At 68.5% G+C, this 16,259-nt stretch carries 20 protein-coding genes; all 20 read right to left on the bottom strand.

What is annotated here, in order from left to right; translation table 11 throughout:
* Window positions 1-10: 10 nt before the first annotated feature.
* Window positions 11-406 carry a hypothetical protein gene (locus tag AC1UKG_RS09215; protein WP_482642321.1) on the bottom strand — a complete coding sequence of 132 codons (396 nt, stop codon included), beginning with the start codon at window positions 404-406 and terminating at the stop codon, window positions 11-13.
* Window positions 403-792, bottom strand: coding sequence for a hypothetical protein (locus AC1UKG_RS09220; protein ID WP_482642322.1), 390 nt, complete (start codon window positions 790-792; stop codon window positions 403-405). The genes AC1UKG_RS09215 and AC1UKG_RS09220 overlap by 4 nt, the downstream gene beginning before the upstream one ends.
* On the bottom strand, window positions 789-1,184 hold the full coding sequence (locus tag AC1UKG_RS09225) for a DUF6093 family protein (RefSeq protein ID WP_482642323.1): 396 nt from the start codon (window positions 1,182-1,184) through the stop codon (window positions 789-791). Before AC1UKG_RS09225 ends, AC1UKG_RS09220 begins: the two co-directional genes overlap by 4 nt.
* A complete protein-coding gene (locus AC1UKG_RS09230; protein ID WP_482642324.1) occupies window positions 1,181-1,765 on the bottom strand; it encodes a hypothetical protein in 585 nt (194 codons plus the stop codon). Before AC1UKG_RS09230 ends, AC1UKG_RS09225 begins: the two co-directional genes overlap by 4 nt.
* A complete protein-coding gene (locus AC1UKG_RS09235) occupies window positions 1,765-1,959 on the bottom strand; it encodes a hypothetical protein (RefSeq protein WP_482642325.1) in 195 nt (64 codons plus the stop codon). Before AC1UKG_RS09235 ends, AC1UKG_RS09230 begins: the two co-directional genes overlap by 1 nt.
* A 5-nt stretch (window positions 1,960-1,964) precedes the next feature.
* Window positions 1,965-2,825, bottom strand: a complete 861-nt coding sequence (locus tag AC1UKG_RS09240) for a major capsid protein (RefSeq protein WP_482642326.1) — start codon at window positions 2,823-2,825, stop codon at window positions 1,965-1,967.
* A gap of 15 nt (window positions 2,826-2,840) precedes the next feature.
* On the bottom strand, window positions 2,841-3,458 hold the full coding sequence (locus AC1UKG_RS09245) for a hypothetical protein (RefSeq protein WP_482642327.1): 618 nt from the start codon (window positions 3,456-3,458) through the stop codon (window positions 2,841-2,843).
* A gap of 49 nt (window positions 3,459-3,507) precedes the next feature.
* Complete coding sequence (locus AC1UKG_RS09250; protein ID WP_482642328.1) at window positions 3,508-4,569, bottom strand: hypothetical protein; 1,062 nt, start codon at window positions 4,567-4,569, stop codon at window positions 3,508-3,510.
* A gap of 3 nt (window positions 4,570-4,572) precedes the next feature.
* A complete protein-coding gene (locus AC1UKG_RS09255) occupies window positions 4,573-6,069 on the bottom strand; it encodes a phage portal protein (RefSeq protein ID WP_482642329.1) in 1,497 nt (498 codons plus the stop codon).
* A 12-nt stretch (window positions 6,070-6,081) separates the two neighbouring features.
* Complete coding sequence (locus AC1UKG_RS09260; RefSeq protein WP_482642330.1) at window positions 6,082-7,713, bottom strand: hypothetical protein; 1,632 nt, start codon at window positions 7,711-7,713, stop codon at window positions 6,082-6,084.
* Entirely contained in the window at window positions 7,710-8,150 is a 441-nt protein-coding gene (locus AC1UKG_RS09265) for a phage terminase small subunit (protein WP_482642331.1), read from the bottom strand. Before AC1UKG_RS09265 ends, AC1UKG_RS09260 begins: the two co-directional genes overlap by 4 nt.
* Before the next feature lie 245 nt (window positions 8,151-8,395).
* Entirely contained in the window at window positions 8,396-9,682 is a 1,287-nt protein-coding gene (locus AC1UKG_RS09270; protein ID WP_482641803.1) for an IS256 family transposase, read from the bottom strand.
* Between the two features lie 626 nt (window positions 9,683-10,308).
* Complete coding sequence (locus AC1UKG_RS09275) at window positions 10,309-10,518, bottom strand: hypothetical protein (RefSeq protein ID WP_482642769.1); 210 nt, start codon at window positions 10,516-10,518, stop codon at window positions 10,309-10,311.
* Window positions 10,515-11,165: a hypothetical protein gene (locus tag AC1UKG_RS09280; protein ID WP_482642772.1), complete on the bottom strand. Its 651-nt coding sequence runs from the start codon at window positions 11,163-11,165 to the stop codon at window positions 10,515-10,517. Before AC1UKG_RS09280 ends, AC1UKG_RS09275 begins: the two co-directional genes overlap by 4 nt.
* Before the next feature lie 28 nt (window positions 11,166-11,193).
* On the bottom strand, window positions 11,194-11,664 hold the full coding sequence (locus AC1UKG_RS09285; RefSeq protein WP_482642768.1) for a hypothetical protein: 471 nt from the start codon (window positions 11,662-11,664) through the stop codon (window positions 11,194-11,196).
* A complete protein-coding gene (locus AC1UKG_RS09290) occupies window positions 11,661-11,912 on the bottom strand; it encodes a hypothetical protein (protein WP_482642767.1) in 252 nt (83 codons plus the stop codon). Before AC1UKG_RS09290 ends, AC1UKG_RS09285 begins: the two co-directional genes overlap by 4 nt.
* Before the next feature lie 10 nt (window positions 11,913-11,922).
* On the bottom strand, window positions 11,923-12,381 hold the full coding sequence (locus tag AC1UKG_RS09295; protein WP_482642766.1) for a hypothetical protein: 459 nt from the start codon (window positions 12,379-12,381) through the stop codon (window positions 11,923-11,925).
* A gap of 9 nt (window positions 12,382-12,390) precedes the next feature.
* Window positions 12,391-12,726, bottom strand: coding sequence for a hypothetical protein (locus AC1UKG_RS09300; RefSeq protein ID WP_482642765.1), 336 nt, complete (start codon window positions 12,724-12,726; stop codon window positions 12,391-12,393).
* A 229-nt stretch (window positions 12,727-12,955) separates the two neighbouring features.
* On the bottom strand, window positions 12,956-15,583 hold the full coding sequence (locus tag AC1UKG_RS09305) for a DNA primase family protein (protein WP_482642764.1): 2,628 nt from the start codon (window positions 15,581-15,583) through the stop codon (window positions 12,956-12,958).
* A gap of 106 nt (window positions 15,584-15,689) precedes the next feature.
* Entirely contained in the window at window positions 15,690-16,250 is a 561-nt protein-coding gene (locus AC1UKG_RS09310) for a hypothetical protein (protein WP_482642763.1), read from the bottom strand.
* Window positions 16,251-16,259: the final 9 nt, after the last annotated feature.

Genomic DNA, 16,259 nt, shown 5'->3' on the forward strand with positions numbered 1-16,259 from the left:
CCTGGTCGGATCACGCCGGCTCGGACTCCAGCCGATACACCTCGACCTGGTCCAGAACGACCGACCCGGTGGACTCGTCCCGCTGTGCCGGCTGGCCGTCCTCGCGCCGGATCGGCTGGCACTGCCGGCCGGCGACCGTCGGGCGGACATCGAGCCACGCGGTACGCAGCTTGTCGGCCACGGCACGCGCCGCTCCGGCGTTCCCGCCAACGCAGTGCGCGTAGGCCCGAAGAACATGGCGGGTGCTGCCGCCTATCAGCGAACGGGACTCGGCCAGGTCAGGGTCGGTGTCGGCGAAGTACACCAGCACGTACGGCGGTAGCGCACCGTCGGGCACCGACCCGTCATGGACGGCCAGCGTGGCCCGAGCCAGCGCCAGCAGCGCGTCGGCGTGCTCCCGGATCATCCACCCTCCAAAAGCCGGGCCGCGAGATCACCCATGGCCTTTTCGAACCGCGACGACTCAGCCTCGGCGGCCGGGATCATGTGCGGGATCGGGGCGTTGTTAACCGTGCCGAACTCAAGCACGTTGCCCAATGCGCCCTGCCTGCGACCCTTGTCTGGTCCGATGTCGGCCGCCGGGCCGGTGAACCAGCGGTACGTGTCGTACGTGATCGCCGACGCATACGCCGGGGCATGCGCCGGGCGGCCGATCCGGCGCCGTGCGTCGTTCTTGATATTCAGCGCGCCCTTCGCAACCACCTTTGCCGCCTCATCGGGCCCGGCAGATACGGCCTTACCGAGGGTGATCATCCACTGATCCAGGTCCCGGCGTTCTACGCTCAGCGTCATGACGTCCGCTCCTCCACGCCCAGCCGCCGCGCGGTCGCCGCGCTCTTCGCCGCCTCGTCCCGCACGACCAGTACCCGACCCACCAGATCCGCGTCATGCACGCACGCGAGCACCGTCACCTCGTCACCCGCCCGCACCCCGACCGACGTAGCGACTGGCAGGTGCAGTTCACGGCGCACCATCAGCACGTACGCCTCACCCGGGTCGGCCGCCCGGGCCTGTACCGACTGTTGATGCACCTTGCATTTGCCGCTGTAGACGGTGACGAACGTGGAGGTCACGTTGCCGTCGTCGTCGGTTGTCTCGCCAGTGCGTCGCTGGATCAGGCAAGTGTCGACCATCAGCGCCTCGGCAGCACGCCGGCCACGGGCGAGCGCGGATGCAGCGCTCACCGGGACACTGTCACGTAGGCGCTCGTGCCGTATGCGTCCGCGATCGCTTGCCGCATTGGCTCGGTCATCTGCATCCGTGCATTGGCTTCCGCGTAGCTGATCCGGTAGTCGTCGATCGCCTCTGACACGGCGCCGGACGGGTTGTCGAACGGCATCCGCGCCATCGAGAGAGTGAGATCGCGGCCGAGTTGCAGCCACTGCGATCCCGTCGGATAGCCGTGGCTGTAGGTAACCGATACCTGTGTCGGCTTACGCCAGGACCCCCAGCCGGCTGAACGCCACAGCATCTGCTGCGAAAGCCGCCAATCCGTCACCGCGACGCCCTCGATCTCGACAGAGGCGACGAACCGCACTGGCATCTGTGGCAGCGCCAAGTGCCGGTCGCGGTAGCCATCCTCGACGTCAATGACTGCGGTGTCGGTGCCCTCGAGGATTCGCTGCCCGCCGGCCGCCCGCTGGACCTTCGCCGTAGCCAGTTCGACTAGCATGATCATGGTGGCATGCTGCGCTGCACTCAGGGTGGTGTAGTCGAGTTGGAGCAGGGAGGCGAGGTCCTCCGGTGCCGCCAACGTGTCGGCCATCAGACTTCGCCCTTTACGGGCTTCTTCTTCGTCAGGGCCCGCTTGACGGCAGGCTTTGCCGCCGGTTCGACCGGCTTCCACTCGCCCGCCTCGACTCGGGCGGCGATGGTGCGCTGGTCGAACGCGACGCCGACGGTGATGACGAACTCAGCGCCCGCCGGCCCCCGGAACCGCAGCTTGTCTCCCGGCTTCACCGTAATCAGCTCACGATGACGTCGGCAGCGGCCAGACCGGTCGCCCGGACTACTTTGCTGCCGTACAGGTGCAGGCCCTTCACGATGTCCGCGAAGCCCTTCTCCTTGCGGGTGGCCTCGGTGTTGGCGATCTGCTCGGCGTAGGTAACCGCGCCGCTGTAGCCGGCGAAGACCAGCTTGCCCGCGCCCGCACCGGGTCCGTCCTGAGCATTGTTGGACTTGCGGATGGAAAACCCGGCCGCCTCGCCGACCATGCCGTTGGCGCGGGTTGCCGCGCCCGCGGCGTCACCGGCGGCGACGAACCGAGAGTCTTTGAGTAGGAGGCCATGAAATGCGGGGGTGATGATCGCCCATCGGCCATCCTCCGGGACGTTGTCTTCGTCGAGCTTCACGCCCAGGTCGACAAGCACGTCGTACGCCTTGGCCGTGGAGGACACCGAGACTGTCTGCTCCGCGATCACGTTTCCGGCATCGACACCGGCAGCCATCAGACCGGCGACATACTGGTCGGCGGTGTCCCGCAGCCGGTACGCGGCCTTGCGGGCCTGCTCAGTCAGCACCATGCCGCCGCTGCGGGCCTGCCGCTTCTCCAGGTCGTCAACTTCGAATGCGAAGTACTTCGCCTGGTCGATCAGCAGGGCCTGGGTATTGTCGGTGATCGCCTCAACGGTGATGTCGGTGTGCGGGGTGTAGGTGCCGATTGTCGGGTCAGCGAGACCGGTGATGTGAACGGTGTCACCGTACTGGCTGATCTCGCCCTCGTAGTTGCGGTTGACCACGCCGGGACCGGCATAGACGAGGGACTTCTCCAGCGCGACCAGCAGTTCGGCCGCCCACACCTCGGGGACAAAGTTTGTGATCGCCATGATCTGTTCTCCTGGCTACTTCGGACCGAGTACGTCCCGTAGACGTCCTTCGGCCTTGGCTTTGACGATCTCCTTTGGGCTCATGCCCTTCAGGTCGTCGCGGGTGAGTTGCGCCGGCCCGTTGCCCTTGCGGGCCCCGCCATCGGCGCTGCCCTGGAACCGTCGTCCGCCTTGCGCGGCCAGGTGGGGCTTTCGCTTCAGCAGGTCATCGAGCGCTTCCTCGATGGCGTCGAGCTCGACTTTGCCGTTTTCGATGAAGTCATCGACGTGGGACGCAAGCAGCGCGCGGGCGTCCTCGGGGTCGGCGAACAACTTCGCCGCCTTCGTCTCGACCTTGTCCATCACCCGGTCCCGCAGCACCTCAACGGCTGCCTCCGCCTTAGCCTGCTTGCGGATCTCGTCCGGGTCCGGCCGGTTGTCGGACTTCCTGTCCTCGCCCTCCTGCGCCTTCAGGGCGGCCAGTTCTTGCTCCGCGGCTTTGCGCCGGTCGCGTTCGCTGTGCCACTTGCCCTTCATGGCGTCGAGGGCTTTCTTGCCGGGGTCGTCAAGCTTGTCGGCGCCGTCCGGATCAACGACCCAATTGGTGTCGATGCCGTCGGTCTCGTCCGGCTTGATGTCATCCGTGTCGGACATGCTGTGACTCCGTTGCGGGGTCGGTCCCACGCCTTGCGCGTAGGGAGGTCTACAGGAAATAGCCGAATTGCCTAAGCAGGCGAATTGCGTCCTCTCGATCCTTGGCGACGGCGAGGATGCTCTCCGGCATCAGCCGGGGTGTGCGCGACGACCGGTACCGCGAACTGGCCTGGCGGACCCCATCCCGGCGAGCGCCGAGCGCGATGCCGGCATGCCCGCGAACGGTCACCCCTTCCGTCGTGACATATAGCTGGCGGCCGTACACGTCAACCGCCTCAAGCCGTCCCCGGCCACGACCGCCGCGCAGTATCCGCGCCTCTGGGCCGGTCACCCGCGCACCCGCGGTGGTGAGCCCTCGCGCCCCGCGTCGGGCGTTGACGACCTGGCTGACGTCCGCGTCCAAGCGGATTGACTCCGCCCCGGCCTTCGTGAACACCCGGTCCTGATCTTCGCGGGACAGCGACTCAAAGTATTTGCGCGGGTCGGTGCTGATGCTCGCCGCGGTGTCCTCAGCCGCCGGCACGTGAATGCAGTCGCACTTCGGATGCCGGGCGAAGCCCCGGTTGTACCGGAACCACTTCCCGGCCAGCACCACACACCGCGAGCACGACTTGCTTACCAGCATCCGCCGATACCCCTGCACCGCAGGGCGGGCCGTGAGCGCCACCTGGTCGGCGACCCGACCCGCGTCGGCGACCTGCGTCGCGGCGATCATTCGTACTGCTGCCTCACCCGACGCGAGCGCCAACGACGGCCGGCTACCCCGGGACAACCCGGTCAACGCGGTCAGCACCGGCTGGTTCAGCAGCACACCGAGGTCACGGCCGTCCGACGCCACTCCCGCCAGCGCATCTACCGCCAGTCGGCCGTCAGCCGCCGCGTCGATACCCTGCGCTGCCAGCACCGCCGCCAGGTAGCCGTCCGCCGCGCCCGCCGCTTCCCGCTGCGCCCCCACCAGCACAGCCAGCAACTGCGGCGCGAGCAGCGCCCACGAGTCGGCGATACGCGCCCGGTCCACCCGCCGCCACAGCCTCGCCGCGAGCGCCTCCACGCCCCGCGTCAACCGCCTGCGATGCCGGTAGTGCTCCGAGGCGAGCGACCGGACGCTCACCGTTCACCCCTGCGGCAGCGGCGGTGGGCTCCCGCCGGCCTGCGACCGGGCCAGGGTCGCGATCGGGTCCTGCTCGGTCTCGTTCTGTCGCATCGTCATCACCCGCGCCAATTCGGGCTGAGACAGCCCATACCGTTCTGCGAGCCATGCGAAAGGGAAACCAACCGTTTGCAGCTTCACCAACGCGTCGACCATCTGCGCCTCGGAGTGGTTCTCAGCGTCCTTCCATTGAACAACGCCGAACTTCGCCTGCTCCACCAGACCTTTGCTATTGCGTACCAGCGCGAACAGCCGGAACACCTCACGGACGGCGGGGCCGAGGAACAGCTGCATCTCTTTGACCCTCATGACCAGCCCCGTCTCGGCGGTCTTCATGCCCTCCGCGTTCACATTCACCAGCCCCTTGCCGAGCACCAGGTAGTGCGGTGGGGTGCGGGTCTGCGCGGCAATGTGCGTCACCGCGGTTTCGATCACCTGCGTGAACACGTCGAGCTTCGCCGCATCCCACTGGCCGATCTTCGTGTCCTGCCCGGTCAACCACAGAATGCGGTCCTCGGCCAGCTTCTTAATGTCGACGGGCTTCTCGCCAACCTTCTGCCCGCTCTCGTCAAGGATCGGGATCTTCGGCGGCTCCTGACCCATCACGACCCGCGCCGGCATGGACGCGAAGTCGGCCGCGGTGAACAGGTACGCCCACAGCAGGTTGATCGCGTCCTGCATCGACGCAGTGCCCGCGATGTCCGAGAGTGGTTCCCGTCCGAGCATGGGCCGGTTCGGAAACTCCACCACCGGCACCACGCCAAGCGGGTTGGGCATTGGGTTGCGGTCGACTCCCTGTCGGGGCGTCCAGCCCGCCGAATCCCGCATCGGCACGGCGAGGCCGGAGGTGGACTCGAAGAACTCGTAGCCAGCGGCACCCGGCAGCATGTCGGCAGTGCCAGTCACCCGGCTGTATGGCCGCTGCAACTTCCACACCTCATCGGCGGTATAGAGGGTGGCGTACTCGGTCTCGCCGTCGGTCCAAGTCTTCAGCGCTGCCACGCGCTGACCAGGGCGTTCAACGTCATAGCCAACGGCCACCTGGTCGGGGCGCTCCCACGTCGCCACCGGCTGGTCGTCATTGTCGCCCCAGACCAGCACATACGAACGGCGGGCGATGATGGACTCCAGGAAGCCCTGTGACGACTGGGCTTCCATGTCGTTGGCCTGCCAGTCCCGCCACAGCAGCTTTTCCGCGTCCGACCGCTCCGGGTCGTCATCGAGCCGAAATCCATCCAACCGCAGCCGCTCGTTCGGGCTGTTACCAACGGGCTGGCACCAGTTGTCGCAGAACTCGCGGTACCGGTCGGCGTGGTACTCCCGCCACTTCTCGGTAGCAAACCGCAGCTTCTGCCGGCCCCGGAAGTAGTCCTCGGACCGCTGCACGTCGTCGCGGCGGGCAGAGATGACGTCGTACAGCTTGCGCGTCCTTGATAGCGCCTGTTCGGCAGTCAGCGGCACGACGTCCCTCCCTCAGGCGCTGTAGGCATACGACGGGCCGCTGTCTACGGCTAAGCCCGCGGCGACGGCGTCCAGCCGGGCCTGCCACGACAAACCGCCCGCCATCGCAAGGTCGATCTTGTTTGGTGAGTCGTGGCGCTCCTTGGCCATGACCCACAGCGGCTTACCTTCGTCGTCGACCAGGTTCAGCTCACGCCTCTGCGCCGCCCCGACATGCCGGGCGAACACCGCGTCGCCGTCGTTGGTGACATCGCCACCCCTGATCGCCCCGGCATAGTTGGCGCACATCGTCGCCGTCTTCCGCAGGTTCCGCGAGTCCGTGTAGAAGTACACGACTCGCTTCATCCCATACCGGCCAGCCCAGCTCGCCAGCGGGTCATCCCAGCCCTGCGCCGGGTCACCATATAGCCGCAGCACGTTGAACGTCGCGAAGAGCTGTTCGACCAGCTCGTCCACCTCACCAGTGGGCACCTCACCACCCGGGCAGTCCTCCGGCACCCACAGCCCGTACCGCATCTGAAAGCCGGTAGGGACGTGCGTGACAACCAGGCCGGTGGTGTCCTTCCACCGGGACCCGTCGAACCCGGCGGTCACCATCGCGCCGCGGGGAATACTGAAAACCGGGCGAGCGAGCTGCTCGCGCCATCGCTTAACGTCAAACGCCTGCGCCGCGGACTTCGTCCACCGATTCAGCCACACCCGTTCCAGGTAGGTGTGGTCAGCGGATGGGCGGTCCCACTGCTTCGCGATGCCCCGCAGGTCAGACCACTCCGCGGCCGGGCCGGACGCCTCCCGGATCGCCTCCACCCGACCCTCAAGCGTCCCCAGGTCATGACCAGGGGATGCCTCACGGTGAAAGTAGAACAGCTCCGGCTCTTCGATCTCCCCACGCTCAATCGCCTCGGCCTCGTCCTTGTCCCTCTCCGCCACCGAGCCCTTGCCCGGCTCTCCGGCGGTGGTGATGCCCATCGACCACGGATCATCCAAGGGCCGCTTCGGTAGGTTCGCCTCCATTGTCTCGTACGCCTCGATGTTGCGAGGCAGGTCAAGGCGGTGGGTTTCGTCGTAGCCCTGGAAGGTGGTCCGGGCACCATCCCGGGCGTTCGGCGACTGCGCCAACGGGACTGCCTTGCCGTCCGCCCGGCCCCGCTCGTCGAGACGAATGATGCGCTCCAGGCCAGCGTCGAACAGATCCGCGTCCACGCCCTCCGTGCACACCACGTACAGCACGTTGAAGGCCAGCTCTTCCACCTGCTCGGCGGTGTACGCCAGCAGCGGAATGTAAGGGTCACGTACCGGACGACCGACCGGGTTGCCATAGGCATCCCAGCCGTCAAACCGCACCGGCCCCTCCGGGTGCAGCTCGGCGAACGCCACCCAACCCAACTTCTCGGTCTTCGCCGTCCCCTTCCTGGCGCTAATCCGCACCCGCCGAAACCGGCGCCGCCCCGCCAGTGGATGACTGCGGGGGAAGACCTCGTACCCCTTGTAGATGATCGCCTTCGTCTCGGCATCCAGCTTGGCCGGCTGACCCTTCAGTGAGCCCGGCCCGAACACCGCCCGTTCCTCGATCAAGTCGCAGACGCCCTTGCCGAGCGTCGGCCACGGCTCCCCATCGAGCGGGGGAACAACGAAGGTGCTCACACCATGCGCAAGGCGTTGCGCGGGTCGTCACCTGGTGCAGCCTTCGGCTTCACCGACCGCCGCTTGCGCCCCTTGTCCTGCGCCTCATCGGTGCGTTCAATCTCCCACTGCAGGCGACGCCGGTCGATCGGCGACAGCCCGAAGCACTGCCGCTGCAGCCGGATCTCCGCCGCCAACTCCTTGCTCGGCGATGTCCAGAAATCATCCACCAGGACGGCCAGTAGGAATAGGCCATGCTTGTCCGAGTCGTCGTACTCGGGAGCCATCGGCGACGCCCACACGTCACGCCACCAGGACACCGTCATCGGATGCCAGTCATGCGCCGTCGGCAGATCAGGCGCCACGACGGCGTGCACCGCCGACAGCATCGCCCCAGTCGAGGTGCGGTTACGTCGCGCACGAACGCTGCCGTGCTTCGGGGCCGGCCCAGGCGACATGTCAACCTCCGTCAGCCGCCTTGCGCGGCACTCCAGAGCCAGTCACCTTCCGTGACCAAAACTCTGACGAACCCGTACGGGGCAGAATCACCCTCCCCGGCGGTACTACCGCCGGATGCCTTCGGGGGCCATCCCCCACCCCCACCCTTGCCATCACCCTCCGTGATGACCGGGGTTGGTCACTCGGCCCGCCTATCGCGCGTGCCACGGGGCTGTCTCGCTAGCGGTGTTTCCGGCGATCTTGGTTAGTAGGTTTCAGCGGCTGGGAAGCGGTCGCTGAAGGTGATGGCGAAGGCGTTCAACGCGGGTTTCCAGCGCATCGTCCATCGGGTTCTGCCTGCTCCGGTGGGGTCCAGGGAGCGAGTCACCAGGTACAGACACTTCAACGCGGCCTGCTCGTTGGGGAAGTGGCCGCGGGCCTTGACCGCCCGCCGGTAGCGGGCGTTGAGCGACTCGATCGCGTTGGTCGAGCAGATGACCTTGCGGATCTCCAGGTCGTAGTCGAGGAACGGGATGAACTCCGCCCAGGCGTTGTCCCACAAGCGGATCACCGCCGGATACCGGCCGCGCCACTTGTCGGCCAGGTCGTCGAACGCCGCTCGGGCGGCGTCGGCGTTGACGGCGGTGTAGATCGGCTTGATGTCGCGTTTGATCTCGTCCCAGTACTTGCGGGAGGTGAGCCGGAAGGTGTTGCGGATCAGATGGATCACGCAGGTCTGCACCACCGTGCGGGGCCACACGTTCGTCACGACCTCGGGCAGGCCCTTCAACCCGTCGCAGACGAGGAAGAACACGTCCTTGACGCCGCGGTTGCGTAGGTCGGTGAGCACGCTCATCCAGAACTTCGCGCCCTCACCACCTGCGCCGGCCCACAGACCGAGGATGTCCTTGTCGCCGTCGAGGGTGACGCCGATCGCGGCATAGAACGGCCGGTTGGCGACCTGCCCGTCACGGACCTTGACCACGATGGCGTCGATGAACACCGCGGCGTACATCTCGTCCAGGGGCCGGTGCGACCAATCCGCCATCTCCTCGAGCACCTTGTCGGTGATCCGGGAGATCGTCTCCTTCGACACCGAAGCCCCGTAAATCTCGGCGAAGTGCGCGCTGATCTCCCCGGTCGTGAGGCCTTTGGCATACAGCGACAACACGACCTCGTCGACCCCCGACAAGCGCCGCTGCCGCTTACGGACGATCTGCGGCTCGAACGTGCCCGCCCGGTCCCGCGGCACATCGATCTGCACCGGGCCGTTGCCGTCGGTCAACACCGTCTTCGACCGAGTGCCGTTACGGATGTTGCCCGACCCGACACCGGCCTGGTCGTGCTTTTCGTAGCCGAGGTGCTCGGTCATCTCCTCGTTCAGTGCGGTCTCCAGGACCGTCTTGGTCAGCTGCTTGAGCAGCCCGTCCGGGCCCGTCAACGACAGCCCTTGTTCCTTGGCGGCTCGGACCAACTCGACGGCGGCTTTCGCCTCCGCGGTCGACTCGGGCCGCTTCTTACGTCCGGTCTGATCGTTCAGTGTCGCGGTCATCACGGCACCCTCCTCACCAGGCACAACGCCTGGCAGGTCAGGCCGGAAACACCGTTAGATCCACACTCCCCGTGCCACCCCCCGGGCTGCGACAGGCTGGTGTGCTTGTCGTGGCATCGCTTACACAGGCCGCGCCCGTAACGTGGGTCGTTAGGGTCGAGGCCCGCGTCAACCAGCTCACGTCGTGATCGTGGGTGGTGGTCGGCCACAGTAGAAGGCCGTAAGCATTGGCCGTCATGGTCGTGGGTGTGATCGCTGCAGACGCAGAGGGGATCGCCTTTCAGCACGGCGGTGCGGAAACGTCGGTGACGGTGATCGTAGCCACGCTGACGTGCGGTGCCTCTGCGCTGCTCTGCTTGCTGGATGTGTGCCGGGCATCGACCGTATGCAACGAGGGTGGGGCATCCGGGGGCGGAGCAGGGTTTGAGGGCTCGCGGCACGGCTACCCCTCTCCCGGTGTGGTGTGCGGGCAGGCCATCCCAGCCTGCGACCTGCCCACCTCCCCCTCGTCGCGTCCCGGTCCTGGTACGCGAAAGCCCGGCGCCACTGAGTGGTCGACCGGGCTTTGGGCACACTCCGCCTAGCGGAGTTGGTGAACAAATCATGCCGGACGCGCTATCGCAAGGTCAAGTCGGGCGTGGCCGTCCGCGTGGTGAGAGGCGCTTGGCGGCCTCGATGCGGGCGGCCTCGTCCAATGGGCTGTAGCCGGCGCGGGTGGTGAGTCCGTCGCGGTCACGCCAGCGGCGGACCATCGCGACGGTGACGTCGTCGCCGAGGGCGGCGGCGAGTTGGGTGGCGGTGCCCCACTCGCGGCCGGTGCTCGGGTCACGGATCACGCCGCGCGTCCAGCGTCGTGCCCTGCGACCACGCCAAGTGCGGTGTCTCGAGGCCAGATGTGCCGCACGCCCTCCAGCCCTCCGGGGCACCGGCAGCCGGGGGTGTGCCGGCAGTCGGCGGCGCACATCACGGTGCGGGCGGTGGCGGGTCCGATGGTGGTCACCTCGAGGGAGCGTTGCCGGCAGCCGGGGCAGTCGCCGGGTATCCGCGTGCGGTAGGGCGGCTGGTTGAGCCAGCCGCGGACCAGCTCGTCCTCGTCGGCGAGGTGCGAGGCGAGGAGGCCGAGGGCACGGGGCGGCAGGCCGAGTCCGGGTAGGGCGTGGAGGATGCGCCGGATCGGGTCGCGGCCGGCCGGGAGCCGGTAAGTGTTGGCGAGCCACGTCAGTCGGCCGTTCAGGCGTTGGATCCGCTGCGCCCACGTCTGCGCAAGCGGTGGGGGCCGGTCGGCGGTCAGCGTGGCCACCGGGTCGGCGTGTCCGCCGATAGGGTGGATGGTGCCGTGGATGGGGCTGCGCAGGATGGGGGCGGCGGCGGTGAGGGTGTCGCCTCGGTGCCGGGCCTCGGTGGAGGCGAGCACGTCGAGGCGCTGTCTGGCGGTGTGGATGGACCAGGCGGCGGCGGTGGCGTGGAGGTGGTGCGGTGTCACGGCGCTGGTGCTGCCGCCGCGCCATGCGCTACTCATGGGCGTCGGCGGCGTCGGCGCGCCACATGCCGGCGGCGATGGGCAGGTCATACCAGGCCGTCGGACGGCCGGCCCGCGTGGCCGGGGTCTGGTCCGGGCTGTCCTGTCGCGGTGTGGGCGTGCTGTCGTCGCCGGTCATCCATGCAGGCATCTGGTCACGGTCACCCCTGTCCCTGTCGGCCGCGCGGGATTCAGCGGCGGTGATGAGGGTGACCAGGTCGAGCAGCTCGACGAGGTCGTGTGCGCGGTGCCGCTGCGCGGCGAGGGTGCCGATCAGCTCGGCGGCGGTGGCGGAGGCGTCGTGCGCGCGGTCCCGCTCGGCGGCGAGCTGGTCGATGAGTTCGGCGGCGGTGGCGAGGGGGTTGTGGCAGCTGGCGCGGTTGAGGGCGGCCCACACGTCGGTGAGCGCACGCTGCGCCTGGTCGTACTCGCGGTGGATGGGCAGGTTGACGTGCTGGGTCATGGCATCTCCTCAGGTGTGCTGGGCGTGGGGCGGCGTGGGGTGGCCTGCTCGTCGAGGGTTTGACCCCAGCGGGTGGCGCAGGGCTCGCAGATGCGCAGCCGTCCCCAGTGCTCGTTGCCGACATGCTCGTCACCGGGGGGCAGGGCGGCGGCAAGGTACCGGTCGCCGGGCCGGATGGTGTTCGCGCATGGCTCTGCCTGGCAGTCGTGGGCGGTGCGGGCGGTGTGGACGGTGCGGATCTCAGGCATGGCGGCCTCCTCAGGCGGCGGTGGCGGGTTGGGGTTGGCCGTAGCCGGCGGCGTGCAGGAGGGTGGCGGCGTCGGCGAGCAGCATCCGCACGGGCCAATGCATTCGCAGTGCCGGCCGAACACCTGTGGCGAGTGCGATGACCTGGTGGGCGGGCATGACGGCCCACCAACGCCCGGCGTTGGCGGGGCCGATCCCGGCGCGCTGCACGACCAGGACGCCAATGTTGGCGTGGGCGTTGACCATTTCGGTGGCGAGCTCGAACATCCAGCGGCTGATGGTGAGGTCGGAGGCGGTTCGGGCCGCGTCGCCGCCTTTGATCTCCCAGCAGATGCCGGGGGTGCCGGTGATGTCTCCGGCGTCGTGGGCGCCGCGGAGGCTGCGCCGTTCTGCGTGGGGCCACCCGTGGGGTTGGAGGTAGCGGACGACGGCGGTTTCGGTTCGGGTGCCGATGTCGCGGGGACGGGGCATCAAATCTCCTCAGTAGGGGCAGCCGGCGGTGATGACGGCCGGGGTCGTTGGTGGGCTGGGCTGGCGGTGGTGGGTTGGTACCGGGCGGTGGCAGCGGTGTTCGGCGAGGACTGGTCCGGTGAGGGTGGTGCCGGCGATGCGGGTGGCGTCCCGGTGGATGAGTCCGCCGCGGGTGAGGGTGTAGGTCTGGAGGTTGTCGAGCAGGGCGGCGATTTCGCCGGCCCGGTTGAGTGGGGTGAGGTCGACGCGGGTGTGGAGTCCTTCGGCGTGGCCGGTGAGGACGGTGGCGCCGCAGCGGGGATGGGTGTCGCTGGTGATGGGGGTGGTGATCAGGTGGGCGGTCATTGCCCACCGTCCGTGGGGCACTTGGGGCACGTCTGCCGGTTTGTTTGCCTTGCGTGTGCGCGTGAAGGGCTTGTCAACTCCGGCACAAGTGCCCCAAGTGCCCCAGCGGGGGTATCTGCCCAGGTCAGGGCTGGGGCACTTGTGTTTGAAGAAGTGCCCTTAAGTGCCCCGATAAGTGCCCCGGTTCGGACAATTGGGGCTGTCGGCGGCTGGGGCGTTGGGGCACTTCTCACCGGTACCACTCCGAGGCGTGGGGCACTTCGTCGTCACGGTCGGCCTCGAGAAGACAGATACCGGTGTAGTAGCGGCGGCCGCCGGTCTTGCCCCGGCCGTCGTCGTTGACGAGGTCGCGGATCTGCTGGGCGAAGGTACGCGGGGTGACTTCTTCGTCCCCGCCTTCGTGGCACCACCGTTCGTAGGCGGCGCGGAGTTCGTCGCGGTAGACGCGGATGTGGGGGTTGCCGGGGGCGACGTGGCAGATGTCCTCGACGAACCGGGCCACCGTGTTTTGGTCGGCCTCGTAGGCGTCGGTGGCGGCGCGGACCAGGGTGGGCTCGCGGAGTCCGCTCTGCTCGTAGTCGGCGGCGCCGCGGGCCATCCAGGCGAGGATGGCGGGGGCGTCGTCGGCGAGTTTCTCCCCCAGCTTGGTGTCGCGGCGGTCTTCGGGTACGACCTGGGTGAAGGGCAGCAGCCGGACCCTTCGCCAGAAGGCGGGGCCCCCGGTGCGGGCGGCGGGCTTGTGGTTTCCGAGCAGCCACAGGGTGTGGCTGGGGATGAAGGTGAACGGGTCACGGCGCATGAAGCGGGCGTTGATGGAGTCGCGGCCGGTGAGCTGTTTGACGCGGGCTTCGGCGAATCGCTGGCCGTCGTCGAGTTCGGAGCATACGACGAGGCGCGCGCCGGCGAGTTGGGCGAGTTCGGTGGGGTGCTCGGCGTGTCGGCGGACCATGAGCATCTCGGCGGGGGCGGCCATGGCGTATCCGGTTTCACCGACGCCGAGGGCGTGCATGGCCGCTTCAAGGAGGGTGCTCTTGCCGTTGGCGCCGGTGCCGTGGCCGAACGGCAGGAGCTGCTCGAGGACGGTGCCGATGGTGGAGATCCCGAGCAGCCGTTGTACGTACTTGAGTAGGTCAGCGTCGGCGAACGTGTCGGTGAGGAACCGTTCGAACGCCTCGGATCGGCGGTCGAAGTCGGGGGCGACCGCCGTGCATCTGGTGTGAAGGGCGGCCGGGTCGGCCTGCTGTAGTTCTCCGGTGCGCAGGTCGATGGTGCCGGCGGGTGTGTTGAGTTCGTATGGCCGGGCGTCGAGGTCGTTGAGGTGGACGGTGATGTTGGGGTCGGACTGGGCGAGGCGCGCGACACCGGTGACGCCGTTGGCGGACAGGGCGCTGGCCTTGAATCGTGCCCAGCCTTCGCCGTCGGGCAGGGTTCGGGCGAGGGTACGGATGAGTTCGCGGTGGCATTCGGCTTCGTCCCACAGCCACCGGTGGCCGGTCCAGTGCAGCCATCGGCCGCGTTGCGGGCAGTAACGCAGCCTGTCGCCGTGGTGCTCCACGAGCGCCCGCGCGAGCCCGTCCTGGGTGGCGCCGAAGAATCGGGCCTCGGGTTTGGGCTCGGCGAGCACCCGCGCTGCGGTGCCGTCCACGGCGGCTAGGACGCGGGCGGCTTGCCCGGGTGGGAGTAGGTCGGCGATCGCGGCGCGTTGCTCGGCGGCCGGGTCGGTTTTCTCGGTGGGGGGGCCGTAGCCGAGGCGGGCGAGGTGGCGGGTAGCGGCCTTATGGTCGCCGCCGTGGTGGAGCACGGCGTAGGCGCCGGGCTTGGTGTACACCTGGCCTTGTTCGAATTCGGTGGCGTCGGTGAACACTTTGAGGCGGTCGCGGGTCGGGTCGTGTCCGGTGGTGGCGGAGATACCGGGGTCGGTTTTGCCGGGGCGGCGCCATTCGCAGTAGGAACCGGGGACGCCCTTGACCACGGTCCAGTCGGCGCCGCCGAGTAGCAGGGGGTCGTCCCAGCCGGTGCGGGCCTCGAAGTCGTCGTTGGGGGTGATGTGTCCTGCGGGCCGTACCACCTCCAGGCGGCGGGGTGCCGGCGGCGGGGCGGGTTGCGGGTCGGGGTGGCGGCTGATGGCGTCGCGCAGGCCGGCGTGGAGTTGGTCGAGGCTGTACCGCTCGGGGCGGGCGTCGATGATGCGGCAGGGTCGCTCCAGGCCGGCCTTGCGGTTGATGGTTCCGGGGATGCGGAGCACGCGGGCGAGGTCGCCGACACCGGTGCCGTAGTGCCAGCCGAGGGCGGCGGCTGACCGGCCGATGACGGCCTGCCAGCGGGTGGACAGTTGTTCCAGGTCGGAGAGGTTGTCGTTGGTGATGTCGGTGTGCTGGTCGAGCAGCCACCATGGGTAGAGTCCGCCGCCGGAGTGCACCCACAGCGTGGGGTCGGGTAGCCCGGCCTCGGTGATGATGTGTCGGGCGTCGGCCTCGGTGGGGGGCAGCGGCCGGGTGATGTGTCCATGGCCTTTGGTGCAGTCGTCGGGACACACGTCGTGTTTGTGGCCGGGGCCGGCGATGTCGAGGTCGGCCCAGAGGCCGGGCAGGGCGAGGCTGTCGGCGGCGCTGCCCCGGCCGCCCTTGCCCGGTTGTTCTTTGAGGGTGGTGGCGCGTAGGTAGATGCCCTCCGGTTGGGCTTTGTCGAGCTCGGTCACGTAGTCGGTGGCCTGGTCGTAGTCGGTGAAGGCGCGGCCGGACCAGTTACCTGTGGATGAGATGTGGACGAGGCCGGGGGTGTTGACATAGAGCACGTCGAACCACGTCCTGACCATGGTGTGGTCGAGGCCGGTGGCCGTCTGCTCGGTGCTCGTCATCTATCTGACTCCTGCGCTTGTCTATCCGGGGTGGGTGGTGCCGGTGCTCCGGGGCCGCCGGCCAGCCACTCTCCCGGGGCTGGCCGGCGACGCGGGGGCACCGGAACTACTGGCCCATGGCGGCGCGGAGCTTGGCGCGCTGGTCGGTGCTCATCTGCGCCCACAGCGCCGGGTCCACGCCGGCCGGCGCGGTGTCGGCGGCCGGGGCGGCGGTCGTGTCGGCCGGCTGACCGCCGTTGAGGAAGTCGGCGGTGGGGGTGGGCCGCTGGTAGGTGGCGGTGTAGAGCTTCGGCGGCATACCACGGTCGGCCTCACCGTTACCGACGTAGGCGACGGTGAGGGTGCCGCCGACTTCGAGGCCCTGGGCACCGGCCTTGCGGACGGCGTCGCGGACGGCGTTGGTGAGGCTCTTGCCCTTGACGTAGATGGCGCGGACGCCGTCGTCCTCCACGTCCTGCGGGTCCCGCTCGCTGGTCTGGATCTGCACGACCAGCTGGAGGCGGGGCTTGCCGTCGTCCCAGGTCAGCGGCCGGCCGGTGCCGAACTCGGTCTGCTGGGTGACCTCCGGCTCACGGACAATCTGCCCGGTAACGGTGGTGCCGACAGAGGGGAACTTGGCGGACTTGCTGCCGCTGCCCATCAGGAAGTCCTGGGCGGTAATCGTCATGTGGTGCTC

It is taken from the genome of Salinispora sp. CH2A1_6, assembly GCF_056820975.1.

What these genes read in the sequence shown, in the direction of transcription:
- AC1UKG_RS09215 (WP_482642321.1), bottom strand. Translation starts at nt 406, where the DNA reads ATGATCCGGGAGCACGCCGACGCGCTGCTGGCGCTGGCTCGGGCCACG.
- AC1UKG_RS09220 (WP_482642322.1), bottom strand. Translation starts at nt 792, where the DNA reads ATGACGCTGAGCGTAGAACGCCGGGACCTGGATCAGTGGATGATCACC.
- AC1UKG_RS09230 (WP_482642324.1), bottom strand. Translation starts at nt 1,765, where the DNA reads ATGGCCGACACGTTGGCGGCACCGGAGGACCTCGCCTCCCTGCTCCAA.
- AC1UKG_RS09240 (WP_482642326.1), bottom strand. Translation starts at nt 2,825, where the DNA reads ATGGCGATCACAAACTTTGTCCCCGAGGTGTGGGCGGCCGAACTGCTG.
- AC1UKG_RS09245 (WP_482642327.1), bottom strand. Translation starts at nt 3,458, where the DNA reads ATGTCCGACACGGATGACATCAAGCCGGACGAGACCGACGGCATCGAC.
- AC1UKG_RS09265 (WP_482642331.1), bottom strand. Translation starts at nt 8,150, where the DNA reads ATGTCGCCTGGGCCGGCCCCGAAGCACGGCAGCGTTCGTGCGCGACGT.
- AC1UKG_RS09270 (WP_482641803.1), bottom strand. Translation starts at nt 9,682, where the DNA reads ATGACCGCGACACTGAACGATCAGACCGGACGTAAGAAGCGGCCCGAG.
- AC1UKG_RS09285 (WP_482642768.1), bottom strand. Translation starts at nt 11,664, where the DNA reads ATGACCCAGCACGTCAACCTGCCCATCCACCGCGAGTACGACCAGGCG.
- AC1UKG_RS09290 (WP_482642767.1), bottom strand. Translation starts at nt 11,912, where the DNA reads ATGCCTGAGATCCGCACCGTCCACACCGCCCGCACCGCCCACGACTGC.
- AC1UKG_RS09295 (WP_482642766.1), bottom strand. Translation starts at nt 12,381, where the DNA reads ATGCCCCGTCCCCGCGACATCGGCACCCGAACCGAAACCGCCGTCGTC.
- AC1UKG_RS09300 (WP_482642765.1), bottom strand. Translation starts at nt 12,726, where the DNA reads ATGACCGCCCACCTGATCACCACCCCCATCACCAGCGACACCCATCCC.
- AC1UKG_RS09305 (WP_482642764.1), bottom strand. Translation starts at nt 15,583, where the DNA reads ATGACGAGCACCGAGCAGACGGCCACCGGCCTCGACCACACCATGGTC.
- AC1UKG_RS09310 (WP_482642763.1), bottom strand. Translation starts at nt 16,250, where the DNA reads ATGACGATTACCGCCCAGGACTTCCTGATGGGCAGCGGCAGCAAGTCC.